Genomic DNA, 13,231 nt, shown 5'->3' with positions numbered 1-13,231 from the left:
ATTCTGAGAGATTGGTTCGTTTCGATCAAAATTCATAGATGTTGGGTGAAATTTGGACATATAAGAAGACACAGGCTGCTGATGGCCTGTGTCTTCTTTGTAATAATCGGCTTCATTTGGTTGAAACACATGATCGAAAGTTTAATGAATCCTAAGGTCATATGACCTACAATGCGTATACATGGGTAATAAGCATGCTGATTCGGATCCGAAACCAGTGTGTTGGCACGGTTGTAAGGATGTTTCACCTTCATATTTGCGCTAGAGGCTATGTCCATGGACTTAGGAAGAGTGCTGATAAGAAGGACGTTTCAACCATTTTTATCGTTTTACAGGGTAGTTGCTGGAGTGCTGTGATAAAATGATAGGAATAAGAACATACGATCTGTTTATGTGAGAGGAGACACCTTGACGATGGAGATGCTTAAACCACCCGCCGAGACATTATACGAGGTTGAATTACGCGCGCTGCGAGAGGAAGATCAGGGGAAACGTCCCCCGAACTGGCTGTTATCTCCCGCCTATGTGCGCGATTTTATTATTGGCAGGGATAAGCCCGCGTTATTAAATGGAGAAGAGATCCCGATTACCCGCAAATTCTATGGCAATGACGTGTTAATTGAACGGGCAGTGGTTACTCTGGCAGGCAATCGAGGATTAATGCTCGTGGGAGAACCCGGGACAGCCAAGACCATGCTTAGCGAACTGCTGACCGCAGCGATCTCCGGTACCAGTCTAAACACGATTCAAGGTACAGCAGGCACAACAGAGGATATGATCAAGTATTCCTGGAATTACGCCATGTTGCTTGATAAAGGCCCTTCGGAAGCGGCACTTGTGCCATCACCGTTATATAACGGCATGAAGAAAGGTATTCTTACCCGTTTTGAAGAGATTACACGTTGTCCGGCTGAAGCGCAGGATAGTCTGATCAGTATTCTCAGTGACAAGGTCATGAGCATTCCTGAACTGGATGGTGGTGTACTGTTTGCCCAACCGGGATTTAACGTCATTGCTACAGCCAATATTCGGGATAAAGGTGTTAACGAAATGAGCGGTGCATTGAAACGTCGCTTCAATTTTGAAACAATCAAGCCCATTCATAACGTAAAGATGGAAGCTAAAATCATTGAATCCCAGGCACGAAGCCTGTTGTTACATAGTGGAATTGATATTGAAATTAACCCGGATGTGGTTGAATTGCTGGCTACAACATTCATGGAACTGCGCACCGGCATGACACGGGAAGGATACAAGCTCGATACCCCTCAAGCATCCATGAGTACGGCGGAAGCGGTGTCTGTCTATGTTCAGAGTGCGATGACTTCCTATTATTACGAAGATAAAGCTATTGGGCTGGATCGGTTGGTGCAGAATATGCTAGGGACCATTGCAAAGGAAAACGACAAGGATCTGTCCATTCTCAAAACCTACTTCTCCAAGGTCGTAAAAGAGCGTTCCAGAGAAGAGGGAATGTGGAAGGACTATTATGAGGAGAGAAAATGGATCGGTTAACAGCAGTTCTGGACCCTGATGTTGATCAGTTACAATCCTTGTTCGAATCCCAGGTGTATAACCTAAGTAATCCTACGGTCTATTATCCAATACGACACCATAGCCCTGCATGTTCGTATCACTTGTTACGATTAATTGGGGAGTACAAGCCGGATATCATTCTGATCGAAGGACCGGAGAGCGGTAATCCATTAATTTCAGTGCTGAGTGATGAGGCAACGATACCTCCTGTCAGTCTGTACTATACCTATGAGAGTGAACTAGAGAGAGAAGCCTGCTATTATCCGATGCTTCGGTATTCGCCTGAATATGTAGCTTTGAAAGAAGCAAAACGGCTGGACATTCCAGCGAAGTTTATTGATTTGGACTATCAACACTTCTCCAATCGTGCATCCAAATCCGGCCAGACAGAACAAAAGGAGATCTCTATTCAGGACGAAACCTTGCTTGCGGGGTCTGATTTCATTAACCGATTATGCCAAAAAACAAACTGTCGCAGTTTTGATGAATTGTGGGAAAAGGTGTTTGAAATTGGTGGTCTGGAAAAATCCACTCAGGCATTCGTGCAGGATGTATTCACGTATTGTACTTTATCCCGAATGTGCTATTCCACGGAACGATTACAGTCTTCAGGTGATCTGGCAAGAGAAGCACATATGAAACAACATATTCAACAAGCGGTGCAGGAGCATGACCGTGTGCTTGTCATTACCGGTGGGTTTCATACGTATGGACTGTTGATGTCAGAGAAACATGAATCGGAATTGGAACAGCCAGAAATGAATAAACGACATACAGACCAACGTTTGGATGGACAAGGTAAACCAGGAACGTCTCAACAAAGTGCGGTTAATCCAGATACGGTTCACCAACAAATGTACCCGATGGTCTATACCTTTGCTGAGGCGGATCGGCTCAATGGATATGCGAGCGGCATGCCTTATGTGAATTATTATGATCAGATCTGGAACCAGCTGCTTCGCAAAAAGAGTACACCGTATAATCTAACGGCTCTGGACTTGTTATCCCGGCTGATGCGCCAATTACGGGATGGTCACGAACATGTATCAACGAGTGATGCGATTGAGGCGTACAGCATGATTCAAGGTCTTGCCGGGCTTCGGGGTAAAAGGGAAGGCGGCGTCTATGAGTTGATGGATGCAGCACTCTCTTCCTTTGTGAAGGGGGAGCTTACCTTGGCGACCGATAAACCGCTGCAAGAGCTGCAGCAGTTATTGACTGGAGACGTCATTGGAAGCGTGGCTCCCAATTCATTCAGTATTCCCATCGTGGAGGACTTCAAGGCGCGTTGTACAGAGTACAAACTGCAGATTCGTACAACAGGTCAACACAAGAAAGTGCTGGATCTGTATGCGAAACCGGAGCATCGTCAGATAAGCCAATTGATTCAATGCATCACCTATCTGGTTCCGGAATTTGCGAAACGGCAATCGGGGCCGGACTGGATCGCAGAGCGTGATATGAATCTTGTTCGCGAAACCTGGGTTTATATGTACTCATCCCGTATTGAAGCCAGATTGATAGAAAACTCTCTCTATGGCGGAACACTTGCTGGAGCAGCCACACGCAAAATGGAAGAACAGATGCAAGAAATACCGGATCATCATAGCGGTGAACTTGCCCGACTCATGCTTCAAGCGTTGCTCATGGGGCTTCAAGACACAGCGATGAAACTCTATGAACAGGTGCGCTCGGCGCTGAGAACCGACGGGAATTTTCTATCCTTATGTAACAGTCTGCATATCTTGAACCGAATTCATCAACACCGCAGGTTGCTGGGATTATCTGACGAGCAACATCTCCCTGATCTGGTATCCGAAGCTTATAGAAACGCCGTGGACAAGTTGTTACAGCTCTCCAGAGCCAATTCGGATGAACATGAAGCCATTATTCAGGGATTGAAGCTGTTAGCTATGCTCGCGGAGTCATCAGAGGGGTATTTTCAGGATGAGACATTCCGAATACATCTGAATGAGCTTCTGTCGGATCAGCAGCTTCCGGCTCAGCTGGAGGGTGTGTGTGTGGCTATTTCCTCAGGGCTCGGTGACAGGCCCAGGGATGAGATTGTTGATCGTGCTCGCGGGTATATCCATGGTACACCGGATCAGACCCGTCAAACGGCACTTTTTTTACAGGGAGTATTCACTGTAGCACGTGACGCTTTTTTATATGAAGATCAGCTGTTGTCTGAGTTGAATTATTTGATTGAACAGTTATCCTACGACGACTTCATCAGTATGGTACCGGAATTAAGGCTGGCATTCACCTACTTTACACCCATGGAGACGGGCTTGATTGCGGAGCGGGTGGCGAGTCTGCATCAGGTTGAACCAGAGGAGATGTTGAGGCCTGCGGTCGATGAACAGATGCTGATTCAGTCCAAGACGTGGGATGAAGCGCTTCGAAAGGAGTTTGCTGCATGGAAGCTAATATGAATGAAGCGAATCGGACAACGGACGAAACCGGAGAAATCAATGAAAGTTCCAATCCGGATGGAAGCAAACGAGGGGATCAACATTCTGCTGAAACTTTAAATCGATGGCGTCTGGTTCTCGGTGAATCGGCGGAAGAAGGGTTGTGTAATACAGACCAATACACTTCTGCTGAATTTCAATATACGGAAATCGATGAGATTCTGGGGTATCTCTATAACCGTGAATACGGTGAAGAACAAGGTTATCGAAAAGAGGGAGGACGCGGTGCGTCTAACCTGACTGTACCGAAATGGCTGCACAAGGTCAGGGATCTATTCCCCAAACCAACGGTCGAAATATTGGAAAAACAGGCGCTTGATCGTTATGGGCTGACAGAATTGTTAACGGACAAAAAGTTGCTTGAATCCCTTGAACCCAACATGAATCTGCTCAAGAACATTATGCAGTTCAAAGGACGGATGAAAGGTGAGGTGTTAAAGAGCGCCAAGGATATCGTGCGAACCGTGGTTGAAGAGCTGCGTAGTAAGCTGGAATCTCAGACCCGAGCGAGTATCATGGGCAAGCGCAGTCGCTATACCTCGAGTTCAGTACGATCTTTGCGCAATCTGAATTTCAAGCGAACTATCACCAAGAATTTGAAGAATTACGATAAAAACAAGCGCAGGTTTGTAATTGATCGTCTATATTTCGACGGGAATATCCAGCCCCATAACAAGTGGAACATCATCATTGGTGTGGACGAGAGTGGCAGTATGCTGGATTCAGTCATCTACAGTTCGGTGATGGCCAGCATCTTCTACCGCTTGAATGCGCTTCGCACGAAATTATTCATATTTGATACGCAGGTTGTTGATCTGAGCGATAGACTGGAAGACCCCGTAGACGTGCTCATGAATGTACAGCTCGGTGGGGGGACACATATTACGAAAGCGTTGCGATATGGCGAGACGTTAATCGATAATCCAGGCAAAACCATCTTTATTCTGGTCAGTGATCTGGAGGAAGGGTACCCGATAGCGCAAATGTATAAAGCCTGTAAAGATATTATCGATGCAGGATGCAAGCTACTGGTTCTCACCGCGCTCGATTTTAACGGGGATTCAGTCTATAACAAACATGCCGCACAGACATTAACCAATATGGGGGCACATGTAGCAGCAATTACGCCTAACGAACTCGCGGATTGGATTGGCGAGATCATCACTTAAATTCAAGGAGGAATGTGTAATGCTTACCGCAGACCGCGCAGTTGAAACTTTGGTGGAGAAATTCGCAGTAACTTGTTCAAACGAGTATTCATTAAAAACAGATCGAAGCTCCGAAATTATTGATTACGTCTTGGGAACGACAGACAAGTTCCCGGATATGTTGGGAAATTCGAGTCATTATGTGTATCAAACGATTGATCTGCTCATGAAGCTTGCCAAAAAAGACGACGGAGATATCTTTTACCGTGCCGGGGCTATTGTGATATATCTGGAATCCAATTATTCCAAAAGAAATTCATGGAGAACGGATGCCTTTACTGTCTGTATGGGAAATGACTCCGAAGCTTATGGATTAAGCGGGAAGAGCAAAAGCGCTGATCGCATGGATGGATTGTTGTCTCGGTTGGAGAAAATCAAACAGTTTGCAGGCGAGAACGAAATTTTGACTGAATTAAAGAGTAAATTAAAGCGTGCCCAGTGGCTTTTTGATTCCAAAAAAGCGGACAGTCAAGGGGATTACCGGGATGTAATTAATGCATTAATGCTGCTGCAATTATATTCAAGACTCAGTGACACGGCTTCTCATCTTGCAGAGGTTCAATCTTCTGTTCAATCGTTACCAGTGTTGTTTCAACATGTAATGGCTAATGATGCAGATAAGTTGCGGGACGAGTTACATACGTTGATTGAACCTGTAGTGGTCAGTAATATTCAAGGAAAGCATAACGGATCTTCCCAAGAATTGAAGGATGAATTCCTCAAGGAGAAGCGTAGTCAGCTCATAGCTGAACTGTATCCCAATACGTCTTTCTCTTCAAAAGAGCAATGTTCAAACACAGTATTCCATCAAACAATGGTACTTGTGAGTGGTGCCTTGTTGTACCTGATTAACATTAGTGGAGGTAAACAACGGTTCCTTGATACAAATAGTGAGATTGGGCATGTTTTGCTTCACACAGTACATCAATTACATGAGATTTATCCACTTGAAGTTCGCCGTTACTTGCTGAGTATGGACCCTAGAGCCAAGAGTCCAAATGATCTACTTGCTGGACTTGTGCCTCTGGATGAACCTTATCAGTTGGTTGAAATGTTGCGGGACGAGCTTAATTCGTACACGGTATCTTGGAACATGTTACAATCCGCGATCGCGAATCGTCCTGAACAAGCGATTCGAGCATACGAGATTATCAAACCGCCATTCCTCAAACTCTGCATTCAGAAATTCATGGAGGATCAAGGATTGACATTGCCTAATGCGGAGGGGTCACTGGAGCAAGCGGTATTTAACGCTCTTCGGCATCCTTTGGACGGGGGACGTCAAGGACTTGCGATTGCAAGATACTTAAGTGGGGAAAACACCCTGGAGGAATATTGGGAGGACCCAAATAGTCGCGGGTTGTTTAATCAACTGAATCGGGATAAGAAGCGTGTTCACAACCTCATTAGTATTAGTTTTCTGCCCTTGGATTCGGAGGCGATGCGCAGGTTCGCAATCCTGACCACTCATCCCGATTGGACACTGGATATTATCTCGGACATGTACAATTCATACGCTTTTAGTGGAGAGCAACTGCTTCAACGTTACGGGCAAGACCCTGAGGTGCAACGTGAGAAATTGCTAACCAGCCTGATCTCACTTAATGGCATGACCGACTACAGATACAAATCGATGCCGCATGACGAATACCGCCGAATCATTCAGCAGAATCTGGACTATGCACTGACACAGTACAAGAAACTGCCAACAGATACACGCATTTTAATTCTGGAGATTACCTTTGAACAGCGTGATGAGTTATCGAAGAAAATATTGGCCGAAGCGATTCGTGCCGGATTGCAGGATTCTTCCAAAAAGGCCAACGGCGTGGCGTTAGCGGAATTCAACCGAATTCCTGATCAGGACTTGTATACGCTCATATACCTCTCGGAGAAAAAAGTGGCGATCAAAGAAATGGCTCTGACTGCAATCCGCAGTCTGGAAAACAGCAAGGAACTGTACGGTGAACTTTTGAAGAAAGAGAAGTCCGACGATTGGAAGAGCTTGATCCAAATTCTGCTAGATACCGCAGATCTAAGTCCAGAGTATGCCCATGCTGCACTCGCTGATCAGGCGGATGCCAAAAAGTTGTCGAGACTGAGCTGGTTGTCCTTGAAAGATCTCCCTTCACTGATACGTATTGAAGACAATCAGCCTTTAGATGACCGGATTAAACAGTATGCTTTGGTCCAATCATTGGATCATACATCCGGTCCTAATGAACGGTTGAATGAATTACGAGATTACGTAAGTGAGGCATCGCTCGCTCGTTTTGCAAGTGAACTGCTCCAGGTCTGGATTCAGGAAGGTGCTCCTGCAAAAGAGAAATGGGTGATGTATGTATCAGCACTCTTTGGCGATATTCACATTGTGAATATTCTGGCTCCGCAAATTAAGGAATGGACAGAAAACAGTCGTGGCGCGATTGCAGCAGATGCTGTAAAAGTGCTCGCTTATCTGAAAGATCCATCCGCTCTTATGGCGATTGACAAGATCAAACGTGGCGTGAAGAACCGTCAGGTGAAAGGTGCAGCAGAAGAAGCATTGCAACTTGCAGCCGATAATATGGGACTTACCTCGGAACAACTGGAGGATCGGCTGGTCACCACACTTGGTTTTGATGAAAAAGGAACCATGCAGCTGAGTTACGGAGAGCGTTCCTTCCTGGTTAAGGTCAATGGAGACTTACAAGTCGTTGTCTTAAATGAAGAAACGGGCAAATCCGTGAAGAGTCTGCCTGCTCCTGCACAGAAAGATGATCCTGAATTGGCAGCGCAGTCCAAGGCACGTTTCACACAGCTGAAAAAAGATCTCAAATCCATGGTTAACATTCAGGCGCAGCGTCTGGAAGAGTCATTGTCCAAGCAACGTCTGTGGTCTGCCGATGAGTGGAAAGCATTGTTTGTACAAAATGTAATCATGCAAAAATTTGCTGTTGGTCTGATCTGGGGAACGTATGAGGATGGCGCTCTGATCAGCACCTTCCGTTATATGGAGGACGGCACCTTCAATTCTGTGGATGAAGATGAGGTCGATCTGCCTTCGGATGCGCAAGTGGGACTTATACACCCGTTGGAACTGGATCAGGCAACGCTTGAAGGTTGGACAACGCAGTTGGAGGATTACGAGATCAAGCAGCCATTCGAGCAATTGAATCGTGAGATTCACCAGCCAGAAGATGAGGATAAAACGAAGAATGAATACGATCAACTGCCCGAGTCTGATTTCTCACCAACGGCTTTCCCCAAAGCACTGGAGAAATACGGCTGGATCAAAGGACCGGCTCAGGACGGCGGCTGGTATCATGAATTTTATAAAGAGTACGGAGATCTTGTTGCGGAATTGCAGTTCAGTGGTACGAGCATCACGTATTACGAGGGATTGGATGACATTACCCTGGAATCCCTTCATTTCTTCAAACCGAATAACAAGCAATATTATTACTATGGTGACAACAAATCCATTGCTCTAGGCAACGTTCCAGGTCGCGTGTTCAGTGAAACGATCTACGACATTCTGAGAGCAACGGGGCGTTGATGACGTGAATGGATTCAAGGAAAAATTCCGGATTTTTTCGAAGCTGTGTACGGAGGATTATTTGATTCGGTATGCCAACAAGGGGTTGTACAAAAGGTCTTTGAAAGAGTTGGACAATGGTGTAAGTGTAACGTACACATGGAATGCATCATCTGTGAGTTGTCAGCTCAGTGACGGGACACAATGTACGCTTGAAAATACGCTGGATCATTGGGAATGCTCCTGCCCGGCCGATCATATCTGCAAGCATGTGCTTATTGCAATTCTGTATGATCAACGGGAATATACGGCAGAGGATTCAATGAATGCAGACGAGAAGCATGCGCTGGATAAGGACTCAGGGATATCGGATAATGATCCGTTGGACGTACCAAAAAACGTATCAGTAACAGAATCAGCATCAAACTTAGTATCAAATGTGGACGATCCAAGCGAAATTCCGCATACAGTATCACGTGAGATCGAGTCTCGCTTCCGCTGGATGACGGAGTCTGACCTTACCGTGTTAATTAAATCGTATAGTTCTTCCATGATTGAGGAAGTTGTTTTCCGACTGAGATACCCAGAGGAAATTAAGATCATTGAAGATTCACTTCTTACGGTTCATCTGACCACCCAGAATATCGAGGTGTCTTTTACGGAGGAACCGAACCTTGCAAAAGCACTATGTAAGGTGAAGCAGACAGCCGGAAAAATGGCCAAGCTTGAAGCTTTGTTACGGTACCGGAACTTTAAAGGTCTGGATGATAGGGATGCATTAAGTGGACGGGTGTACGAGGCCAAGTTCTCTCTTCAGACAGTGCAGGAATGTCGGGTTATGCTGGCAGGATTGTTGAAGACGGGACTGGCCCGCCTTCCTCAGTCCTATATGGCACAACTGGAGACATTGGCAATTGCAGCTCATAGTGGCAACCTGCCTGACATAGAACGCAGTTTACGAGGGATTCAAGGAGAACTACAGTTGTTTTTCAACAGACATATACGTTTCTCCATGCAATCCATGTTGGATCGGGTAAGCAAGCTGTATCTTGCACTCCAGGTTCTTGAAGAAGAAAAGGTGTCTGCCATTCAGCAGAGTCAGCTCATTGGCAGTTTTCGAAGTAAATACTATACGGTGCCTTCACTTCATCTGTATGGACTGGGAGCTGACGCGTGGGAGACACGATCCGGTTTCCGTGGAATCACCTATTATTTCTATTGTTTCGATGATGAGGAAATCTACACCTATAGCGATGTACGTGCTGTATATTATGATGATCAGCAGTTCTCGTATACAGAGCATTATGGTGCATTCACACCATGGCTACCTAATCTGACCTTTCGCCAGTTCGTCGGTGAAGAAGTTCAATTCCATTCAGTTAAAGTGAATGAAGAACGCCGGATCTCTTCCGGGGAAGGTGCCAAGCTTGCGATTTTGCCACGAACGGGTGTGGAAACGTTGAATCTGGGCAAAACCATGCAAGATGTAACGACTGTACTTCAAGAGGAATCGCGGTCGTTCGACTTGTTTGCTGCTCCCAAAGAACGATTGGCTGTAATCAAAGTTGCTCGAATCGTGGACCATAACTTTGTCAAACAAACGCAGGAGCTTGTCCTGACGGTTGAGAATACCGAAGGGGAAAGACTGGCACTCACTCTCCCGTATTCATCTGACTGGCAGGCGATGATCCAAAGACTGGAGTCAGGATATGGTTCCCAATCGCTTGAACACTTCTATGCCTTTGTGCGTGTGGAACCAAAACGGATTAGCCCAATCAGTTTCCTGAAGGGCAAAACGGTGCTCAGTCTGAAACTGGATATCGGTAATGGGAGGATGGGCAGACTTGGAAGAATATAATCAGTTCATGCAGAGAATTAACGGCTGGTCAGAAGAGTTGCTGCTGCGCGGGTTATCTCAGTTTACGATCCGAGATATTGAGGTACTTGAGCAGCTCGCAGCGGAATCCTTGCGGTTGCAGATGAGTTTCCTGCATGAGTTGTTGAATCACCTCATCAAGGAAGGGCGTAGCGTGGCTCTTGGACAAGGTAATGAAGAGTTGCTGTTATTTCAGTATTGTCGTCTCACCCAATATGTACAATTGAGTGTGCAAGAAGAGGCGTAATATTGGTTAGTATTCCAAGCGAAGACCCATGAGAGCGATATGATGTAATAAACAAGATGTATTACAAGATGTATTATAGGATAAAAAAAGATTTGTAGAAGACCACAAGGTCACTGCAAATCTTTTTTTATCGTGGAGTAAGTAAAAGTCATTTGCCAAACGAATATAGGTAGGAAGCACGGATCAACACGAGCACTCGTGATCATATGAGCATGGAAGGGAGGGGACATCTAATCGTGGAAGAAGAACAGATACGGAAGGCAGTAGCGAATCGTGATCCTGAAGCCATGGAATGGGTGATGAACCACTACGCAGGTTTGTTATGGAAGATTGCTCATTCCATCCTACATCATGCATCGACAGAAGAGATTGAAGAATGCGTAGCAGATACATTTTTTGCTTTTTGGCAGAATCCGGATGCATTCCAGTCTGGGCGAAGTAGCCTGAAAAATTACCTTGCAACAATCACAAAACATAAAGCGATTGATCGCTACCGGAAATTTAATCGAAGAACTGAGCTTACATATGAAGAGGAGATTCATTCGGTGCAAACGGATGATTTGTTGGTTCAGATGATCAGTAAAGAGACGTATACGGAACTTAATCAAATGATTGAATCTTTTCCAGAACCGGAACGGGAGATTATGAAACGTCGGTTTTATGAAGGACAGAGACCCCATGAGATATCGGAAGCATTGTCCCTACACGTTAGGCAAGTCCATAACAAGCTTTATCGCTCCAGGCAACGATTGAGGACATGGTGGATGAACAGGAAATAAAGGAGGCGATCAAATGCGAAAATCCGAAAAAGAATTCACTGAGCAGAACCTCTTTAATATTAAAAAGTTGTTCTATGATAAAATGGCGATGAATGAACCACCAACCGTTACGAGATCAGATTCATCATTTTATCCACCTGTATTATATCCATCCGATCCATCCGCACAGACCAAGAAGTCCATGAATAAAAGAAAAAAGTATCGCAAAGCCATCTATATTCCTGTAACCGCTGCGTTATCGTTATGTCTTGTTACAGGTGCAGCTGCATCGGTGGGCATCATTGACCTGCCTTCTATTCTTCATTTTCTAGGTGCAGATCGGATTGGCATTCTTCAGCCTGTTCATCAGGTGAGTGAAGATCAAGGGATTCGAATGGAGGTTATAGGTGCTGTCAGGGACGGAGATACAACGGAAATCTATGTTTCATTATCGGATCTGACGGGTCATCGCATTGACGATACACTGGATGTATATGATTACAGAGTAACCGGAGGTAATGCAAACAACGCTCAGATTATTCATTATGATGATGCGAACAAAACGGCTATTGTCCGATTCCTCATTCAAGGAAAAGTCAGCAAAAATCGGATTACCGTTCAGATTAATACGCTGATGTCAGGTGCATCTCGACAAGATGGTTACAACGTACAAGTGGACTGGGAGCAGTTGTTACAAGAAAAGCAAAACAATAACTATGATATCGTGGATCAAGATCGTATAAGTGGCTTGGGAGGTAAAACCGATTTTCAATTGGAAAATGATCCAATTCCGGTACTGCATCAGGATGTAACGAATGTCCCCGTTTCCGGTATTGATTGGATGCATATTTCCAATATAGGTTTTGTGGAGGGCAAGTTACACATTCAGATTAATCCGAATAATGAGATAGGCGAGTATAATCATGGATATTTCTACTTCACGGATGAGCAAGGTCAAAAGCTCGATATTCCCCAATATTCCATTAGCTATGGACATTATATGAAAGATGGGGTCGGGTATGGAGGAGATTATGAGGAGTTTGTGTATGATCTGTCTGCTGTTGACAATTTAGATAAGCTGAGAATTCAAGGCAGCTTTACGAGCATAAGTGAAGTTGTGCAGGGAAATTGGAAAACGACCTTTAACTTGAGTCAAAATGCTTTGAGTAAAACAGGAAACATTCAGCTTGATACAAATGGAGGCTTACAGGCAAATGTTACTCTTTCCCCGGTTGGTGTCACACTTACAGGTGAGGCACTGAGTATGATTCGGATGGAGGATCTGAGTATTGAAGTGCACCTGAAGGATGGTACAAAGTTGACTGGCGCATCCGGTTTCCTCCAGCTGGATCAGGATCTCATTAAGTGGATATCCCCTAAGACCATTCCGGTGAATGATGTGAGCTACCTGCTAATCAATGGAGAGAAAGTAACTTTGCAAGATAGATAATATGAAAAGTGAATTAAAAATCTGGGGATAAGTGCAATCAGAAGGTTGTTCTGTTATCGGAGTGGTAAGTGAGAATATTCTTTAGTTCTACTTATATAAAATGAATTACATGTCATATCCCGATTTATGACGCATACCATTAGGCGAATGCGGTCATAAGGGAGG

At 45.0% G+C, this 13,231-nt stretch carries 8 protein-coding genes; all 8 read left to right on the top strand.

Going from position 1 to position 13,231, the window contains the following annotated elements; genetic code table 11:
• The first annotated feature begins 414 nt into the window (after positions 1-414).
• The 8 genes from CXK86_RS13560 to CXK86_RS13525 all read left to right on the top strand — a co-directional run bounded on the left by CXK86_RS13560 (position 415) and on the right by CXK86_RS13525 (position 13,066).
• Positions 415-1,515, top strand: a complete 1,101-nt coding sequence (locus CXK86_RS13560; protein WP_076250451.1) for an ATP-binding protein — start codon at positions 415-417, stop codon at positions 1,513-1,515.
• On the top strand, positions 1,503-3,971 hold the full coding sequence (locus tag CXK86_RS13555; protein WP_076250453.1) for a DUF5682 family protein: 2,469 nt from the start codon (positions 1,503-1,505) through the stop codon (positions 3,969-3,971). Before CXK86_RS13560 ends, CXK86_RS13555 begins: the two co-directional genes overlap by 13 nt.
• On the top strand, positions 3,956-5,179 hold the full coding sequence (locus tag CXK86_RS13550) for a VWA domain-containing protein (protein ID WP_256719993.1): 1,224 nt from the start codon (positions 3,956-3,958) through the stop codon (positions 5,177-5,179). Before CXK86_RS13555 ends, CXK86_RS13550 begins: the two co-directional genes overlap by 16 nt.
• Positions 5,180-5,198: 19 nt before the next feature.
• Entirely contained in the window at positions 5,199-8,756 is a 3,558-nt protein-coding gene (locus CXK86_RS13545) for a DUF4132 domain-containing protein (RefSeq protein WP_076250455.1), read from the top strand.
• A gap of 100 nt (positions 8,757-8,856) precedes the next feature.
• Positions 8,857-10,593 carry a hypothetical protein gene (locus CXK86_RS13540; RefSeq protein WP_180361758.1) on the top strand — a complete coding sequence of 579 codons (1,737 nt, stop codon included), beginning with the start codon at positions 8,857-8,859 and terminating at the stop codon, positions 10,591-10,593.
• Complete coding sequence (locus CXK86_RS13535; protein ID WP_076250459.1) at positions 10,580-10,858, top strand: hypothetical protein; 279 nt, start codon at positions 10,580-10,582, stop codon at positions 10,856-10,858. Before CXK86_RS13540 ends, CXK86_RS13535 begins: the two co-directional genes overlap by 14 nt.
• Before the next feature lie 236 nt (positions 10,859-11,094).
• A complete protein-coding gene (locus CXK86_RS13530) occupies positions 11,095-11,637 on the top strand; it encodes a sigma-70 family RNA polymerase sigma factor (protein WP_076250461.1) in 543 nt (180 codons plus the stop codon).
• Between the two features lie 13 nt (positions 11,638-11,650).
• Positions 11,651-13,066 (top strand): DUF4179 domain-containing protein, encoded by a 1,416-nt coding sequence (locus CXK86_RS13525; RefSeq protein ID WP_076250463.1) that lies wholly within the window; start codon positions 11,651-11,653, stop codon positions 13,064-13,066.
• The last annotated feature ends 165 nt before the right edge of the window (positions 13,067-13,231 follow it).

Origin of the sequence: Paenibacillus sp. BGI2013 (assembly GCF_002843485.1) — a bacterium.
Classification (GTDB): domain Bacteria; phylum Bacillota; class Bacilli; order Paenibacillales; family Paenibacillaceae; genus Paenibacillus; species Paenibacillus amylolyticus.
This window is presented reverse-complemented; position numbering and strand designations above follow the sequence as displayed.